Genomic DNA, 16,055 nt, shown 5'->3' with positions numbered 1-16,055 from the left:
ACTGGCCTATATTGAAGTTCCGTGGCAGCCCTTCAGGAGACCACTTGCATGGCCTTCACGCATACCGTCGGCGTACGCCGGCACGTCTTTGACGATCTGCGCACGCTGCTGGCCAAGGCCAGCCCGGCCCGGTCTGGCGACGCCCTCGCGGGTATCGCCGCAGCCAGCGAAGAAGAGCGGATGGCGGCGCGTATGGCGCTGGCGGACATGCCGCTGGCGCATTGCCTTGCGGAGCCGCTGATTCCTTACGAGGCTGACGAGGTCACCCGGCTGATCGTGGACAGCCATGACGCGCAGGCGTTCGCGGCGCTTGCCAGCCTGACCGTCGGGGAGTTCCGGGACTGGCTGCTGCGGCACGATACCGATACGGCCACGCTGGCCCGGGTGGCGCCCGGCGTCACCCCCGAGATGGCGGCGGCCGTGAGCAAGCTCATGCGCAACCAGGACCTGGTGGCCGTGGCGCGCAAATGCGCGGTGGTCACCGCCTTCCGCAACACCATCGGGCTGCCCGGGCGCCTCGCCGTGCGGCTGCAGCCGAACCATCCGACCGACGACCCGCGCGGCATCGCCGCGTCGATCATCGACGGGCTGCTGTACGGCTGCGGCGATGCCACCATCGGCATCAACCCGGCCAGCGACAACCTTGGGGCGATCACCACGTTGCTGAAGCTTCTGGATGACATTCGCACCCGCTACGAGATCCCCACCCAGTCCTGCGTGCTGACTCACGTCACCAACACCCTGCGCGTGATGGAGCAGGGCGCGCCGGTCGATTTGGTGTTCCAGTCGGTGGCTGGCAGCCAGGCGGCCAATGCAGCGTTCGGCATCTCTCTGGCGCTGCTCGAAGAGGCACGGCAGGCGGCGTTGTCGCTGCGGCGCGGCACGGTGGGGCACAACGTGATGTATTTCGAGACCGGCCAGGGCAGCGCGCTTTCTGCCAACGCCCACCATGGGGTGGATCAGCAGACCATGGAGGCGCGCGCGTACGCGGTGGCGCGCCGGTTCGAGCCGCTGCTGGTCAATACCGTGGTGGGGTTCATCGGTCCCGAGTACCTCTACGACGGCAAGCAGATCATCCGGGCCGGGCTGGAGGACCATTTTTGCGGCAAATTGCTGGGCATGCCGATGGGCTGCGACGTCTGTTACACGAACCACGCCGAGGCCGACCAGGACGACATGGACAACCTGCTGACGTTGTTCGGCGTGGCGGGTATCAACTTCATCATGGGGGTGCCCGGCGCCGACGACATTATGCTGAACTACCAGAGCACGTCGTTTCATGACGCGCTGTATCTGCGCGAAGTCCTCGGCCTGCGGCCCGCGCCGGAGTTCGAGGCGTGGCTGCGCAAGATGGGCATTGTCGACGCGGGCGGGCGGTTGCTGGAGCCTGGTGCGCGTCAGCCGCTGCTGACCATGGCGGACACGCTTTGAACGGGAGGACGGACACCATGTCGACGCCAGCGAACCCCGAAGACCCGTGGGCGCGTTTGCGCCAGTTCACATGCGCCCGCATCGCTATCGGCCGCACCGGTCACGCGCAGAAGACCGCGTCGATCCTGGCATTTGGCCTGGCCCATGCACAGGCGCGTGATGCCGTGCATCTGGCGCTCGATGTGGTGGCGTTGGAAACCGCGCTGCGCGATGCCGGCTTGGATGCGCTGCACGTGCTGCACGCGCATGGCGCAGCGGCGGATCGCGACCAGTACCTGCGTCGCCCTGACCTGGGCCGAAGTCTCGATGCCGAGAGCCGCGCGCGACTCGTTCCATCGGCGCAGCCATACGATGTCGTCTTCGTGATCGCCGACGGGCTTTCCGCACTGGCCGCCCAGCGTCACGCGCTGCCGCTGCTGCAGGCCGTGCTGGCGCGTCTGCATGACTGGCGGGTTGGACCGGTGGTGGTCGCGCGGCAATCGCGGGTGGCGTTGGGCGACGAGATCGGCGAGCGCCTTGGCGCGCGGCAGGTGGCGATGCTGATTGGCGAGCGTCCGGGGCTCAGTTCGCCGGATAGCCTTGGGATCTACCTGACATTCGACCCCCGCGTGGGGCGCACGGATGCACAGCGCAACTGCATCTCCAACGTGCGGCCCGAAGGACTGTCCTATGCGCAGGCGGCGGACAGGCTGGTGTTCCTGATGCGAGGGGCGGTAGCGCTCGGTCGGTCCGGCGTGGACCTGAAAGACGACAGCGCCACCGTGTCGGCGGCGCTGTCACACCCCTGAAGACATGAGAGATGGGGGCTACATCATGCGGTGCGAGAACTTGCCGCTTGCCGCATCGCTCATCAACGTCATGAACTGATCGCGTTGCATGTGCACGAGTTCCATGTGGTCGCCGGCCTCGAACCAGACTTCCGGTTCGTCGAACAGGCTTTCGTCCACGTAGGTCTGCATGCCGTACGACATCGCGCAAGGCGGGATGGCGCCGAGGTCGCAGTCCTTGAACACTTCGCGGATCTCATCCTCGTGCGCGAGCACGAGCTTGCGGCCGGTCATCTCGCAGATGGTCGACATCTGCAGATGGTGACTCGAAGGAATCACAACCGCCACATAGCCGCCTTCGTCCTCAAGCAACAGCGTTTTGGCCAGACGGTTTCCTGGTACATGGGCAGCCTGCGCAGTGGCCATGCTGCTGAGGCTGTAGGGATGACGAATGATGTCGAACTGGCTGTTCATACGGCTGAGCCGGCCAGCCAGAGTGCCTGCCATTGCCATGATTGCCTTCCTTCCCACGCGAGCCACGCGCAGTTTAGTCCTGAGTGTTCTCACTATAGGCACTGTCGGCACCGCCGGCACGGATGCGCGGCCAGATCGCCTGCAGCTCTGTTCTCAGGAACGTAAGCAGGTAGCGCGTTGCCATGGTCTGGTAGCGATTGGGCATGGTCAGCATGTACAGCTTGCTGCCGAACGCACTGATCTGATAGTCGCCGAGCAGCGATTCCAGCGCGCCGCTGGCCAGTTCCTTGTCCACGGCATAGAGCGGAAAAATGCCGATGCCGAGCCCGCCGACCACGGCCTCCTTGAGGAACGCGAAGTTTTCGGAACTCAGGGTTGGCTCCAGCACCACCTGTTCGCGCTCGGCCGTGCCGTCGCGTGTGCCCGACACCTTGAGTTTCTGCCCGATCGGCGACGCGCACACGATCGCATGGGTCGTCAGGTCGGCCAGTACCGCGGGCGGCGTGCGTCCGGCCAGATACGACGGCGCGGCGCAAAGCAGCCAGTCCACCCCGCCGATTTCCGTGGCAACGACCGAGTCGGGAGGCGTGGAGATGATGCGCAGCGCCACTTCCACATCCTCGGAGACGAGGTTGTGGATGCGGTTGTCGAACACGACGTCGAGCGTGATATCGGGATAGCGCTGCTTGAAGCGCACCAGCAGCGGCGAGATCATCGTGTGACCCAGCCCGGTGGGTACCGACAGCCGCACATGGCCCTGGAGGCTCTTGCCCATGCTGCTGATCAGCGCGTTGGCCGCGGCCACTTCGCCCAGGATGTTCTTGCCGTGCTCGTACAGTCCGGCACCCACCGGCGTCGGTTCCACGTGCCGGGTCGTCCGGCGCAGCAGTTGCACGCCGAGCTCCTCTTCCAGCGCCTTGAGGTGGTAGCTGACGTTGGCGCGCGTCATCTTGAGCTTGCGCGCGGCGGCGCTGAGATTGCCGGCATCGACGATATCGACGAACAGGCGCAGGGCGTTGAGATCCATGGCGGGGAGGCGAGCGAAGGGCGCGTGCAAATAGAAAGGGGCCCGAAGGCCCCTCAGTTTGCCATGACTGCGGCGGGTGGCCGGTCAGTGCTCGTGATGCAGGTACTTGGCCTGGCGCGGCAGGCGCAGGCTGACCAGGAACGCCACCACCATCATCGCGGTGACATACCAGTAGAACGTGCTCTCGTGCCCGATTGACTTCAGGCCCAGCGCCACATACTCCGCCGAGCCGCCAAAAATGGCGTTGGCGACCGCGTATGCCAGGCCGACGCCCAGCGCGCGCACCTCCGGCGGGAACATCTCGGCCTTCACGATGCCGCTGATCGACGTGTAGAAGCTGACGATGGCCAGCGCCACGCAGATCAGCAACAGCGCCATCTCGGGGCTGCTGACGGTCTTGAGCGCGGTCAGGATCGGCACCGTGGCGACTGCGCCCAGCGCGCCGAACATCAGCATGTTGTTGCGGCGACCGATGCGGTCCGACAACATGCCGAACAGCGGCTGCATGCACATGTACAGGAACAGGCAGCCTGTCATCACGTAGCTGGCCGTCTTGATCGGCATGCCTGCCGTGTTGACCAGGTACTTCTGCATGTACGTGGTGAACGTGTAGAAGATCAGCGAGCCGCCGGCCGTGTACCCGAGCACCGTGAAGAACGCGGCCTTGTGGTGGCGGAAGAGCTCGCCCACGGTGCCGGCGCCTTTGCTGTTGCGCGACTGGGCGGTGGTCGTTTCATGCAGCGTGCGGCGCAGCAGCAGGGCCACCACCGCGGTGACCGCGCCAACCACGAACGGGATGCGCCAGCCCCAGGCCTTGAGTTCGGCCTCGGTCAGCAACTGCTCCAGGATCACGATCACCAGCACGGCCAGCAGCTGGCCGCCGATGAGGGTCACGTACTGGAACGATGAGAAGAAGCCGCGCCGGCCCTTGAGCGCCACTTCGCTCATGTACGTGGCGGTGGTGCCGTACTCGCCACCGACCGAGAGGCCCTGCAGCAGCCGTGCCAACAGCAGCAGCGCCGGCGCCAGGTTGCCAATGGCGGCATAGGTCGGCAGGCAGGCGATCATCAGCGAGCCGAAGCACATCATCGTGACCGAGATCACCATCGAGTGCTTGCGGCCGGTGCGGTCGGCGATGCGACCGAATAGCCATCCGCCGATTGGCCGCATCAGGAAGCCGGCCGCGAACACCCCGGCGGTGTTCAGGAGCTGCGCGGTGGGGTCGGCTTTGGGGAAGAACGATGACGCGAAATAGATCGCGCTGAACGCATAGACATAGAAGTCGAACCATTCCACCAGATTGCCGGACGATGCGGCAACAATCGCGAAGATGCGTTTCTTGACTTCTTCGGGGGAGGGTGCCGTACCGGTGGTGACGGAAGAGGCGGTGTCTGTCATAGGACCTTCTGATTCTTGGCGGTGGGGCTTGCCGCCGGATGGGGGCGGGCGCAATGGGCGACGAGGCCAGGCGGTTCGTGGCGGGAGCGACGTCGCACACTGGGGCCCGTGTGCCTACTTAGCGTAACTCGTAAAACGAAGACTGCACAGCAGAAGTGCGCAGATGGTTGCCAGCCAAATTCGGAAGGGCCCAGCCCGCGCTGGGTTCGCGGAACATTGTCTTTACGGGTGAATAGTGTTTCTGCAAATGCTGGTGTGGGCTGGCGCGGAATTTGGCTGCCTCGCGCCTCACTTGACCGTATGGCTTGCATGACGCTTCACGCTGCGCAATGATGCTTGCGGATTGCGCCCCAGCCCCCTTATCCAAGTCTTTCCCGATATTTCCCGAAGCCTGCCAATGCCCGTTTTGCGTTATCTGCTGATTCTGCTGCCGCAGTTGTTGCTCATGCCATTGATCGCGCAGGCAGAACCCGATCTCGTGCAATGCCAGCGCGTCGATCAGTCGCAACTGCGTTCGGCGTCGGAGGAGACGCTGCTGTTCCTGCGCTGCCGCGCGCGGGAGATTTCTTATGAGGCCCCACGGCTCAAGGGCGTCACGCAGAAGTTCAAGGACGATCTTGTGTTCTCGTGCCTGGACCAGGCCGACGCTGTCGAGCATCAATTGCGCGTGAGCTATGGCTATACCCGCGAAACCCTCGCCAAAAAGAAATGTGATCGATAGGATTCAATCTGGTTTATTGTCAAAAAATACTGTCGGTTCTGTCCAAGTCGCAGTGGATTGTCAAATTCGATAGTCCGCGTACCATTGTTCGCCTTCGTTATCGCATCTGAATCACCGGAGATTGCCATGGCCCTCGACGCCGAATCCTTTTCCCTGCTGCGCGCCTCGGTGCAGCGTTTTATCGACGATCGCCTGAAGCCGGCCGAGGACACGCTCGAAGAGATTGACGATGTGCCGGCCGATATCGTGGCCGACATGAAGGAAATGGGCCTGTTCGGCATCTCGATTCCCGAGAGCTACGGTGGCATCGGCCTGTCGATGTCGCAGGAATGCGATGTGGTCTACGACCTGGGCCACACGGCTTTTGCTTTCCGCTCGGTGTTCGGCACCAACGTGGGTATTGGCTCGCAGGGCATCCTGATGGACGGCACCGAGGAGCAGAAGCAGACCTATCTGCCGAAGATCGCCAGCGGCGAACTGATCATCTCGTTCGCGCTGACCGAGCCGAACGCCGGCTCCGACGCCGCCTCGCTGCAAACGCGCGCCGACCTCGACGGCGACCACTATGTAATCAACGGTACCAAGCGGTTCATCACCAACGCGCCGCGCGCGGGAGCGTTCACGCTAATGGCACGCACGGGTGGCCAGGGCGCGTCGGGCATTTCGTCGTTCATCGTGCCGGCCGATACCCCGGGCATCTCGCTGGGCAAGCCGGACAAGAAGATGGGCCAGCGCGGTACCAAGACGTGCGACGTGGTACTGGAAAACGTGCGCGTGCCGGCAGCCAACATCATCGGTGGCGTTCCGGGCATGGGTTTCAAGACGGCGATGAAGGTGCTGGACCGTGGCCGCCTGCACATCTCGGCGCTGGCCTGCGGCATGGCGCACCGGCTGATTACCGACGCCGTGGCGTACGCGAAGGAGCGCAAGCAGTTCGGCAAGCCGATCGGCGATTTCCAACTGATCCAGGGGATGCTGGCCGACAGCCAGGCCGAACTCTATGCGGGCCTGTCGATGGTGCGCGATTGCGCACAGCGTTATGATGCGAAGCCGGCTGGCAAGAGCGATCCGGAAGTCAGCATGCTGGCATCGTGCACGAAGATGTTCTGTACCGAGATGGTGGGCCGCGTGGCGGACCGCGCGGTGCAGATCCACGGTGGTGCGGGTTATATCGCCGAATACAAGGCCGAGCGCTTCTACCGCGACGTGCGTCTGCTGCGCCTCTATGAAGGCACGACGCAGATCCAGCAGCTCATCATCGCCAAGCAACTGCTGCGCGACTGAGCACGGCTCACGAAAGCCGGAACGATCAGGCCAGATGGGCCTGAGGGGATAGGAGACAGGATGAGCAGGTTCCAGGTAACGGCCTCGCAAGGGCCGGTCACGGCGGGGCAGCAGTCAAAGGTGTCCCAGGACGATCTCCGCGAAGTGCACCGGCTTCGTGCCGTGGTGGCGACGTATCGCACGACGCTGCAGGCCTACACGCTGGTCGTATCCCCGGACGAACTGATGTCGCTGGGCCGCGGCCCGGAACCGTCGCATTCGGCGCGCGACTATCGCGCGCAAGCCCATCTGGACCGGTTGCTGAACTCGGTACGCGACAGCGGTCTGGCGCTTCCCAGCGCGATCGTCGTCGCGGTATCGGGCGGCAGGATGCAATGCGAGTGCGATCACCTGTACACGCTCGAAATGCATCCACGCGACGGCGACCACCTGATCGTGCTGGACGGCTATGACCGTCTGGCCGCGCTGGCCAGCACCGGACGCGGGAATATCAAGACACTGGTGACCGGCGTGTTGTGCTGCACGGCCATCGACGGCGCGGCGGTCGAGTCCCAGTCGGCCAACGAAGCGGATCGCGCGATGATGCACACCTCCGCAGCCGCCCGCTGGGCCGGCGCGATGCGCGTCTGGCAATAACCACCCCGGCTGTAGTAATAGCGGTAGCAGCAGCAATAGCAATAGCAATCGCAACGGCCTTGGTGATTGCGCTGGCGGATGCGGCAACGGTGAACGATGCCGCCATCCTTGCTGTCACTGGGGAAATCGCTGGCAACGCCATTGCCACCATCACCACAACTACGGCCGGCGCCGGTTTCAACCGGTCACGCCCACACGCCGTCCACATCGCGTAGCAGGTGCCCCGCCAGGATGTAGTCACCGAGGCGGCTCGCCTTGGCTTCGAGCTCCAGAAGATGCTGATCGGCCATCGTGCCGAGATCGAACTGGCAATACAGATTGCGTTGCCGGAACGTTGTCTTGGGTTTGCCAAGCCCTTCGATCAGGGCGTCATGGGAGCGGACAGCGATGCTCTCCTGTCCGCGGTACTGCACCTTGATACCGCGCTTCTCTCCGAGCCGTCCGAGTTCGACGGCGTCCTGCCATCCGGTCTCGTAATCCAGCTCAAGCGCAAGCATCTGCTCAGAGGCCAGAAGCCTGAGCGCTTCTGCCTTGCTGCTAGCTCGCACAATCGACATCCATACCTCTAGTCTGAATGATCACTGTATGAATATACAGTGATTGTCGTCAGGTCTCAAGGCTTGGGGGATGACGTTTCCGTCATCCCTCGCTGCATTGCCGGATCAGGGTCGGGCTGGTTCCGCTGGGGCGGCTGCGGGCGCGGTGCCGGGTTCCGCCGCCGTTGCGGCCGGGGTGCTTGCACCCGAGCTGAAATCCCCGGCAAATGCCTGCGTCAGCGTATTCGGACTCAGGTAACGCCGGATCGCGTCGTTGACCGCCTCCGGCGTGGCCTTGCTGATGCGAGCCTCCACTTCGGCCGTATGGGCCATGGTGCGGCCAAGGTAAAGCTGGTTCGCCAGCGCCCCAGCCAGCACGCCATCCCTTGTGCGGCTGATCAGGCCCTGTTGCAGTAGCCCGCTGACGGCTTCGGACAGCTCGACGGATGTGATGCCATCGCGCACAAAGCGTTGCATTTCTTGATCCACCGCGTCGCGCAGGCGCGTCTGGTTCTGCGGTGCGTAGACGGCCCATAAGGCAAAGCGTCCTGCGCGGTCGAGTGCGCCGATCGACAGCGAACTCGAGACACCGTAGCTGATGCCTTCCTGCTGCCGCAGCCGGTCGGCCAACCGGCTGCGCATACCGGTGCCGCCGAGCACTCTGGCTGCGATCAGCATCAGCGGGTAGTCCGGCGAGTCGTTGAGCAGATCGACGGGTTGCGATGCCAGGTACACAGCGTTGGCCTTGCCAGGCGTGTCGAGCGTGAAGTTGGCCGCCGGAATGGCGATGAACGGGCGATCCACGCGCTCGAACGGTACCTGGGCTCGCCAGTCGCCGAACAGGAACTGGATCTGCTTCGCGGCGTCGTCGGCGTCGAAGTCGCCGACGATCGCAAGTTGCGCATGGTCCGCGCCGTAGAACTGCGCATGGAACTCGCGCAGATCGGCCTGCGTCACTCTCCTGAGGCTGGCCACGCTTTCGTCGAAGGTTGGCGTGTAGCGTGGATCCTCGGCCGGATATGGGTTGCCATGGCGCCCGAGGGCGTTCGGCGCCAGCGCGTTGGGCTGTCGACGCTGGCTGTCCACACCCGCGATACTGCTGGCGCGCAGGGTTTCCAGTTCGGCCGACGGGAATGTCGGCATGCGCAGCACCGTTCGCAACAGGTCCAGCAGGTCGGGCAGGTAGGCGCGGTGCGTCTCGAACCGTACCGTCAGCCGCTCCGAACTGCCCGAGATCGATACATTGGCCTTGAGCGCCTCGAGCCGATCGGCAATCTGCTGGCGGCTGAACACGCCCGCGCCACGGTCGAGCATTCCGGCCGTCAGCGAACCAATTGCTGTTTTCCCTTGCAGGGACTGGGTATTGCCCAGATGCAGGACCAGCGTGCCATTGACCGCTTCGCCGCGCGTCGGCTTGGATAGCAGCGCCAGCTCCATCCCGTTTGGAAGCGTCTGGCGCACCGTGTGGGCGTCAATGTTGGTCGGGCTCGGGTCGAACGTGGGCACGGCCTGCGCGACAGCCTTGCCGGCGTAGTCGCGCACCAGCGCTGCCACGTCGGGCGACTGCGGAATGGTCGCAAGCTGGGGTTTGTCTCCCGGCAGGAACTCGCCGACCGTGCGGTTTGTCTGGCGCAGGTAGTTCTCCGCCACGCGCTGTACGTCTTCCAGCGTGGTGGTTTCCACGCGGTCGCGCGCGATAAAGAGCAGGCGCCAGTCGCCCTTTGCGATGGATTCGGACAGCGCCACGCCATAGCGTGCCGGATCGTTGAGAATCTTCTCGTACGCGTTACGCATCCGCACGCGGGCGCGATCCAGCTCGTCCTGAGTGACTGGCTTTGCGGCTAGTCCTTCGATTTCCGCGAGCAGCGCCGCGCGCACCGGCTCGATGGGCCGGTCCTTGCCTGTCCCTGCCGCGAACAGGATCACGCCGGGATCCTTCATCGCGTCGAACATCGACATCTGCCATGCGGCCTTGCGTGTGTCCACCAGCGCATGTTCGAGCCGCCCTCCCGGCGTGTCGGCGAGGATGACCGTCAGCAGCGCCAGGGCCGTGGTGTCGGGATGCGCGCCCGGCGCGACGTGATACATCGCGGCCACGATGCTGCTGTCGCCTGGGCGCGTCAGTGTCAGTTCCCGGGCGCCTTCCTGCGGCGGTTCCACGGTGTGCTCGGTCGGGAGCACGCGCGTGGGCCGCGGAATCTGCCCGAACGCCTGCTCGATCTGTGACAGCGCACGCACCGGATCGAACTGCCCGGCTACCACCAGCACCGCGTTGTCGGGCTGGTAGTAGCGTCGATAGAACGCCTGCAGGTTCTCGATACCGACACGCTCGACATCGCTGCGCGCGCCGATCGGCGCCTTGGCGTAGTTGTGCCACCGATAGGCCGCCGCGTACATCTGCTGTTGAAGCATCCGCATCGGATTGTTCTCACCGATCTCCATCTCGTTGCGTACGACCGTCATTTCCTTGTCGAGGTCGGCGCGCGAGATGAAGCTGTTGACCATGCGGTCCGCTTCCATCCGGAGCGCCCAGTCGAGGTTGTCGTCGCTGGCTGCAAAGGTCTCGAAATAGTTGGTGCGGTCCTGCGCCGTCGTGCCGTTGAACTGCATGCCGCGGCGGGCGAACTCGGTGGGAATCGTCCGGCCCGGCAATGACGGCGTGCCCTTGAACATCAGGTGCTCGAGCAGGTGCGCCATGCCGGTTTCGCCGTAGTTCTCGTGCCGGCTGCCCACGAGGTAGGTCATGTTCACCGTGGTGGTCGGCTGGGCGTCGTCGGGGGCGAGCAGGATCCGGAGGCCGTTCGGCAGCCGATACTCGGTAATGCCTTCCACGGCGGCCACGCGCTCCGCGCGGATGACCGGCGCTGCGGCTGGCGGGAGCGCGGCACTGCTCGGCCGCGCGGCGAAGGCGGGCACGGGCAGGGCGCTCAGGCCCGCCAAGATGAAGCAAGCCGCGCCGGTGACGAGGCTGGCGGCAAAACTGGTGACAAGACGACGCATGAATTCTCCGTAGACGGCGCCGGTTGGCCGTCTGCAAGGATTCTAGCCGGATGGACGACACGCGAACCGCGTGCCGGCACACTTTCGGATTCGGGGACAACAATCGTCACTGCTGGCGGCGTCCGGGCCCGAGGCGAATGTCCGATTCCAGCGGGTTTGTCACGTTGTAAAGGCGTAGGATGCATGGCATGGAACTCGATCCCGACACCTGCTACAAGGCCGTGGCCTCGCATGACCGGCGCTTCGACGGACGCTTCTTCGTCGGGGTGTCGTCGACGGGCGTGTACTGCCGGCCGATTTGCGCCGTGCGCACGCCCAAGCGCGAGAACTGCACGTTCTACGAGACAGCCGCCGCCGCGGAGAAACACGGTTTCAGGCCTTGCCTGCGTTGTCGCCCGGAATTGGCGCCGGGGCATGGCCTGGCGGACATCTCCGGCCGGCTGGCGCAGGCCGCCGCCACGTTGATCGACGAAGGCTTCATGTTCGACGCGGGCGTGGCCCAACTGGCCGCCCGGATCGGTGTGACCGAGCGTCACTTGCGCCGCCTGTTCGATGCCGAGTTCGGCGTGTCGGTGCATGAGTATGCCCAGACGCAAAAGCTGCTGCTGGCCAAGCGCCTGCTGACAGACACCGCGCTGCCCGTCACCGAGGTGGCGCTGGCAGCCGGCTTCGGCAGTGTGCGGCGGTTCAACGACGTGCTCAAGGAGCGCTATGGCCTGACGCCGCTGGCGATGCGCAAGCGCGCCGCAGATGGCATGGCGGACCGGCTCGTGTTCGAGCTCGGCTACCGGCCGCCGCTGGCGTGGGAGGCGCTGCTCGGATTTCTGGCAGTGCGTGTCGTCGAGGGCATCGAACAATGTGATGGCGAGGTGTACTCGCGCACGTTGTCGATCGAAGCGGGCGGCCGGTGTCATGCGGGCTGGGTGCGGCTCGAGCATGTGGCGCGGCGCGCGGTGCTGCGCATCACGTTGTCCGGCACGTTGGCGCCCGTGATTCCGCAGGCCTTGGGCAAGGTCCGGCGGTTATGCGATTTGGGCTGTCGCCCCGACATCGTCGACGCTCACCTGGGCGAATTGGCTGCGCAGACGCCTGGAATGCGCCTGCCCGGCGCGTTCGACGGATTCGAGATCGGGGTGCGCGCGATCGTCGGTCAGGTGATTCCGGTGGTGCAGGCGCGGCGCATTCTGGCTCGGCTGGTGCAGGCGGCTGGCGGGCCGCTGCCGGAAGCGGCCCAGGCAGGACTGACCACGCCTGCCGGCCAGGCGCCGCTGACACACGCCTTCCCGACCGCGCAGGTTCTGGCTGCATTGCCCGACGAGGCGTATCGGGCGACTGGCGTGACCGCCGCGAAGACCCGGACGATTCGTGCGTTGGCCCGCAGCGTGGCTGCCCACGAGATCGATCTCGATCCGCACGCGCCACCCGAGGTGACCGTGGCGCAATTGCGTGCCATCGACGGCATCGGAGACTGGACGGCGCAGTACGTCGCAATGCGCGCGTTAGGCTGGCCTGACGCATTTCCGGGCACCGACTACGCGCTGCGCAAGGTGCTGGGCGTCGATACGGTTCGCGGGATGCAGGCGAAAACCGCCGGATGGACGCCGTGGCGCGCCTATGCGGCAATCCATCTCTGGCACCGCTACGAAGCGCTGAAGCTTCAGGCGAGCGATATCGAGGAGCAGGCAGCATGAGCAGCCATCAGATCATCGGCAGCCCGCTGGGCGACATGCTGTTGCGTGCCGATGACGGCGCGTTGACCGGTGTGTTCTTTGCCGGCCAGAAGTACTACCCGGGGCTGGCGCGTCCCACTCCCGTCTCGGCGATGCCCGCAGCGGATGCGCGCGTGCTGGAGCAGGCCGCGACGGAACTCGGCGCCTACTTCGACGGGGCGCTGCATGGATTCTCCGTCCCGTTCCGGCTGGTTGGCAGCGCCTTCCAGCAGCGGATCTGGCAAGCGCTGTGCGACATCGAATTCGGCGAGACTTCGACCTACGGACAACTCGGCGCGGGGCTCGGCTTGCCGCCAAGCCATTCGCGGGCGATAGGCGGTGCCGTGGGGCGCAATCCCTTGTCGATCATCGTCCCGTGTCATCGCGTGCTTGGCGCGACCGGCGACCTGACCGGCTACGCGGGCGGCGTGGACCGCAAGCGTGCGTTGCTGACGCTGGAGGGCGTGCTCTATCCGGGCCAGTTGCACGCCACCGCGCTGGGTCAGGCCGCGCTCGCCCTGGACTGAAAACGCAGGAGCGCGCGTGGCGCGTCTGTTCGTCGCCATCCAACCTCCCGCCGCGCTGGTGGCGGACCTGCTGCGCATCGTTCCAGCACAGCGCGGCATTCGGCCGACGATGGCCGCGCAGTTGCACCTGACCCTGCGTTTTCTGGGCGAGCAGGATGACGCCAAGGCGGCGCGGATCGAACCGGTGTTGTCCGAGGTGACAGCGCCGCCCGTGGTATTGCAGGTGAAGGGCGTCGGCCGCTTTCGTGGCCACCAGGGCGCCATACTCTGGGCCGGGCTGGAGGCGTCGGCGCCGATGCAGGCGTTGGTCGACGCCATCACCGCCGCGCTGGAGCGCGAAGGGATTCCACCCGAGCGTCGCCGCTTCTGGCCACATTTGACCCTGGCACGTTGCCGGCCTGAGGTGCCGGAGCATGTATTGCGGGACTGGCTGGCGACCCGTCGGGCGCTGTCGCTGCCTGCCTGCGCGATCGACCGGTTCATGCTGTTCGAGAGCGTGCTTGACCGGCAGGGCGCGCGCCATGTGGCGCGGGCCGTCTATCCGCTTGCCGCGAAAGGGCCAGACCACTGACCCCTAACGCTGACACCTCTCACGCCGTGCCGCTCGGCCGGCGATCACCCGGACAGCCGCTCGGAGTGTTCGCCTCAAATCAGCCGTGTATCGGCTGTAACGCATGTTCCACGCAGTATCCGGATGGCTTGCTCAACGCTGTGGGCTACCTGACGCCAAGTGCCACACCCAGCCCGAATAGGGCAGTTCCGATAATGACATCGAGCTGTCGTTGGTATCGCAGCATCGCGGCACGCAGCGACTTCGAGCCGAAACACCACGCGACGATGCTGAACCAGACCCAATGCGTGGCCGACATGAACAGTCCATAGCCAAACTGCACTGCGGCGGGCGTGTGCTCGTTGACGACCTGCGAGTACGTGCTGACCACGAACAGAGTGGTCTTCGGGTTGAGCGCATTGGTCAGGAAACCCATGCGAAACGCCGCCAGTCCCGAAACGGCGGGTGCCCCATCGGCGTCGACGTCCAGCGCCTTGCGATTACGCAGTGTCTGAATGCCGATCCAGATCAAGTAGGCCGCACCAGCCAGCTTGATGATCGAGAGCAGCCCGTGCGCATGGCGCACCAGCAGTGACACGCCGAACATGGTGTAGGCGACGTGTACCTGCACGCCGAGTGCGATGCCCAGCGCGCAAAGCAGCCCGGTGCGGCGGCCAAACAGATAGCTGTTGCGCGTGACCATGGCGAAGTCCGGGCCAGGGCTGATGACGGCAAGAAGGGTGATGGCCGCGACGGCCAGCAGTTCGGCGAGTGGAGTCATTGTTGTGGTATTTCGGTCAGTTTTTGTTGCGTAAGCCGTGTATTCGATGGCACGACATATGGCATTTTTATTCGCAGAAACGAGTACGGCAAACGATATATACTCGCCATATTCCGTGATAAAAACTGACTGATTGGCATGCCATCGATGCACTGGCTCGGCTGGATTCGCTTCTTCGAAGCCGCCGCGCGTCACCAGAACTTCGCCCGGGCGGCCGACGAGTTGCACCTGACCCACGGCGCCATCAGTCGGCAGATCCGCCAGCTTGAAGCCGAACTCGGCGTGAGCCTGTTCGAACGGCGCAATCGCGCGGTCTTTCTGACCGAGGCTGGCCGCACGCTCCAGTCCGCGGCCACGCAGTCGATGGACTTGCTTGCGGCGGCGGTCGAGCGCATCCGCAAGCCCGCTGCGAACGCCGCGCTGGTGTTGTCATGCGAGCCAACCATCGCCATGCGCTGGCTGATTCCTCGGCTGGCACGGTTTTCCGCGCGGCATCCCGATATCCCATTGCATCTGATGGCTGCTGGCGGCGCGATCGACTTTGCGCGTAGCGGTGTCGACGTGGCATTGCGTCGCAATGATTTCCCGTTCGATACGCGCTGGCACACGCGGGAGGTGACGCCCGAGCGGGTGGGGCCGGTTTGCCGGCCGGATCTGGCCGATCACGGGCTTGATGCAATGCCCCGGCTTCATACGCGCACCAGACCTGATGCCTGGCAGCGCTGGGCGCGTAGCGCGGGGTATGTGCTCACTGGCGACACGGACGTCTGGTACGAGCACTTTTATCTGAGCCTGCAGGCCGCGTCCGCGGGGCTTGGCTGGGCGATTGCTTCGGAGTTGATGGCCTATGACGAGTTGTCAGACGGTCGCATGGCCGCACCCCGGGGCTTCGTGGCCGATGGCTCGGCGTACCATCTGCTCTCGCCTGTACCGTTCGAGCATGACTCGCGCCGGCTGGCGTTGTTCGACTGGCTCCATGCCGAGGCAAACGCATCGTCGCAGGCCTAGGCAGGGTGGTGCTGTTATCGCCATCCGAGTGCGTCGAGATGCGGGAGTCGAGAAATGGAGGAAGCGTTACGTGCGCCACCCCTCGGAAGTCTGTCGCTAAAGTTACGTCGTATTTTGCCGAAGCATATGGCAGGTGCTTGCGCCACCTTCGGGTGGCGCTTACCATGCGGCGGCTGGTCGCCGCGAGCTGTCTCCGCTTTCCAGTG

The 16,055-nt window shown here is 64.9% G+C and carries 15 protein-coding genes; 9 read left to right on the top strand and 6 right to left on the bottom strand.

Annotated features, from left to right (window positions below; genetic code table 11):
• Window positions 1-48 precede the first annotated feature (48 nt).
• Complete coding sequence (locus K6G35_RS19340; protein WP_495676871.1) at window positions 49-1,431, top strand: ethanolamine ammonia-lyase subunit EutB; 1,383 nt, start codon at window positions 49-51, stop codon at window positions 1,429-1,431.
• Window positions 1,432-1,448: 17 nt separating this feature from the next.
• Window positions 1,449-2,219: an ethanolamine ammonia-lyase subunit EutC gene (eutC, locus tag K6G35_RS19335; RefSeq protein WP_495676870.1), complete on the top strand. Its 771-nt coding sequence runs from the start codon at window positions 1,449-1,451 to the stop codon at window positions 2,217-2,219.
• A gap of 18 nt (window positions 2,220-2,237) precedes the next feature.
• Here the strand turns inward: eutC and K6G35_RS19330 are convergent, their stop codons facing one another.
• The 3 genes from K6G35_RS19330 to K6G35_RS19320 form a co-directional block, all read right to left on the bottom strand.
• Window positions 2,238-2,711 carry an aminoacyl-tRNA deacylase gene (locus tag K6G35_RS19330; protein WP_035883017.1) on the bottom strand — a complete coding sequence of 158 codons (474 nt, stop codon included), beginning with the start codon at window positions 2,709-2,711 and terminating at the stop codon, window positions 2,238-2,240.
• A 34-nt stretch (window positions 2,712-2,745) separates the two neighbouring features.
• Window positions 2,746-3,699 (bottom strand): LysR family transcriptional regulator, encoded by a 954-nt coding sequence (locus tag K6G35_RS19325; RefSeq protein WP_008646188.1) that lies wholly within the window; start codon window positions 3,697-3,699, stop codon window positions 2,746-2,748.
• Window positions 3,700-3,783: 84 nt separating this feature from the next.
• Window positions 3,784-5,097 carry an MFS family transporter gene (locus tag K6G35_RS19320; protein WP_008646189.1) on the bottom strand — a complete coding sequence of 438 codons (1,314 nt, stop codon included), beginning with the start codon at window positions 5,095-5,097 and terminating at the stop codon, window positions 3,784-3,786.
• Between the two features lie 397 nt (window positions 5,098-5,494).
• Here K6G35_RS19320 and K6G35_RS19315 point away from each other — a divergent pair, with 397 nt between their 5' ends.
• From K6G35_RS19315 to K6G35_RS19305, 3 genes are all read left to right on the top strand, one after another.
• On the top strand, window positions 5,495-5,818 hold the full coding sequence (locus K6G35_RS19315) for a hypothetical protein (RefSeq protein WP_008646190.1): 324 nt from the start codon (window positions 5,495-5,497) through the stop codon (window positions 5,816-5,818).
• Between the two features lie 126 nt (window positions 5,819-5,944).
• Window positions 5,945-7,102 (top strand): acyl-CoA dehydrogenase family protein, encoded by a 1,158-nt coding sequence (locus tag K6G35_RS19310; RefSeq protein ID WP_008646191.1) that lies wholly within the window; start codon window positions 5,945-5,947, stop codon window positions 7,100-7,102.
• Window positions 7,103-7,162: 60 nt separating this feature from the next.
• Window positions 7,163-7,738 (top strand): hypothetical protein, encoded by a 576-nt coding sequence (locus tag K6G35_RS19305; protein WP_495676869.1) that lies wholly within the window; start codon window positions 7,163-7,165, stop codon window positions 7,736-7,738.
• Between the two features lie 185 nt (window positions 7,739-7,923).
• Here K6G35_RS19305 and K6G35_RS19300 read toward each other — a convergent pair whose 3' ends face one another.
• Window positions 7,924-8,295 (bottom strand): hypothetical protein, encoded by a 372-nt coding sequence (locus K6G35_RS19300; RefSeq protein WP_008646193.1) that lies wholly within the window; start codon window positions 8,293-8,295, stop codon window positions 7,924-7,926.
• Window positions 8,296-8,400: 105 nt separating this feature from the next.
• A complete protein-coding gene (locus K6G35_RS19295; protein ID WP_495676868.1) occupies window positions 8,401-11,274 on the bottom strand; it encodes a M16 family metallopeptidase in 2,874 nt (957 codons plus the stop codon).
• 188 nt (window positions 11,275-11,462) lie between these two features.
• Between K6G35_RS19295 and K6G35_RS19290 the strand changes: the two genes are divergently transcribed.
• Genes K6G35_RS19290 through thpR form a run of 3 tightly spaced genes read left to right on the top strand, consistent with a single transcriptional unit; the run spans window position 11,463 to window position 14,081 of the window.
• Window positions 11,463-12,965, top strand: coding sequence for an AlkA N-terminal domain-containing protein (locus K6G35_RS19290; protein ID WP_495676867.1), 1,503 nt, complete (start codon window positions 11,463-11,465; stop codon window positions 12,963-12,965).
• Window positions 12,962-13,510 (top strand): methylated-DNA--[protein]-cysteine S-methyltransferase, encoded by a 549-nt coding sequence (locus K6G35_RS19285; protein ID WP_495676866.1) that lies wholly within the window; start codon window positions 12,962-12,964, stop codon window positions 13,508-13,510. The genes K6G35_RS19290 and K6G35_RS19285 overlap by 4 nt, the downstream gene beginning before the upstream one ends.
• A 16-nt stretch (window positions 13,511-13,526) precedes the next feature.
• Window positions 13,527-14,081, top strand: a complete 555-nt coding sequence (gene thpR / locus K6G35_RS19280) for an RNA 2',3'-cyclic phosphodiesterase (protein ID WP_186425830.1) — start codon at window positions 13,527-13,529, stop codon at window positions 14,079-14,081.
• Between the two features lie 145 nt (window positions 14,082-14,226).
• Here thpR and K6G35_RS19275 read toward each other — a convergent pair whose 3' ends face one another.
• On the bottom strand, window positions 14,227-14,841 hold the full coding sequence (locus K6G35_RS19275; protein ID WP_017512081.1) for a LysE family translocator: 615 nt from the start codon (window positions 14,839-14,841) through the stop codon (window positions 14,227-14,229).
• A gap of 147 nt (window positions 14,842-14,988) precedes the next feature.
• Here K6G35_RS19275 and K6G35_RS19270 point away from each other — a divergent pair, with 147 nt between their 5' ends.
• Window positions 14,989-15,849 carry a LysR family transcriptional regulator gene (locus K6G35_RS19270; RefSeq protein ID WP_035883035.1) on the top strand — a complete coding sequence of 287 codons (861 nt, stop codon included), beginning with the start codon at window positions 14,989-14,991 and terminating at the stop codon, window positions 15,847-15,849.
• Window positions 15,850-16,055 lie beyond the last annotated feature (206 nt).

The sequence above is a fragment of the Cupriavidus sp. HY129 genome (genome assembly GCF_059492215.1).
The sequence above is the reverse complement of the archived record's forward strand: the minus strand, read 5'-3'. Positions and strand labels throughout refer to the sequence as shown.

Bases quoted from the DNA above. Each gene is read 5' to 3' on its own strand.
- K6G35_RS19325 (WP_008646188.1), bottom strand. From the start codon at position 3,699: ATGGATCTCAACGCCCTGCGCCTGTTCGTCGATATCGTCGATGCCGGC.
- K6G35_RS19300 (WP_008646193.1), bottom strand. From the start codon at position 8,295: ATGTCGATTGTGCGAGCTAGCAGCAAGGCAGAAGCGCTCAGGCTTCTG.
- K6G35_RS19320 (WP_008646189.1), bottom strand. From the start codon at position 5,097: ATGACAGACACCGCCTCTTCCGTCACCACCGGTACGGCACCCTCCCCC.
- K6G35_RS19285 (WP_495676866.1), top strand. From the start codon at position 12,962: ATGAGCAGCCATCAGATCATCGGCAGCCCGCTGGGCGACATGCTGTTG.
- K6G35_RS19315 (WP_008646190.1), top strand. From the start codon at position 5,495: ATGCCCGTTTTGCGTTATCTGCTGATTCTGCTGCCGCAGTTGTTGCTC.
- K6G35_RS19340 (WP_495676871.1), top strand. From the start codon at position 49: ATGGCCTTCACGCATACCGTCGGCGTACGCCGGCACGTCTTTGACGAT.
- eutC (WP_495676870.1), top strand. From the start codon at position 1,449: ATGTCGACGCCAGCGAACCCCGAAGACCCGTGGGCGCGTTTGCGCCAG.
- K6G35_RS19295 (WP_495676868.1), bottom strand. From the start codon at position 11,274: ATGCGTCGTCTTGTCACCAGTTTTGCCGCCAGCCTCGTCACCGGCGCG.
- K6G35_RS19310 (WP_008646191.1), top strand. From the start codon at position 5,945: ATGGCCCTCGACGCCGAATCCTTTTCCCTGCTGCGCGCCTCGGTGCAG.
- K6G35_RS19305 (WP_495676869.1), top strand. From the start codon at position 7,163: ATGAGCAGGTTCCAGGTAACGGCCTCGCAAGGGCCGGTCACGGCGGGG.
- K6G35_RS19275 (WP_017512081.1), bottom strand. From the start codon at position 14,841: ATGACTCCACTCGCCGAACTGCTGGCCGTCGCGGCCATCACCCTTCTT.
- K6G35_RS19290 (WP_495676867.1), top strand. From the start codon at position 11,463: ATGGAACTCGATCCCGACACCTGCTACAAGGCCGTGGCCTCGCATGAC.
- K6G35_RS19270 (WP_035883035.1), top strand. From the start codon at position 14,989: ATGCACTGGCTCGGCTGGATTCGCTTCTTCGAAGCCGCCGCGCGTCAC.
- K6G35_RS19330 (WP_035883017.1), bottom strand. From the start codon at position 2,711: ATGGCAATGGCAGGCACTCTGGCTGGCCGGCTCAGCCGTATGAACAGC.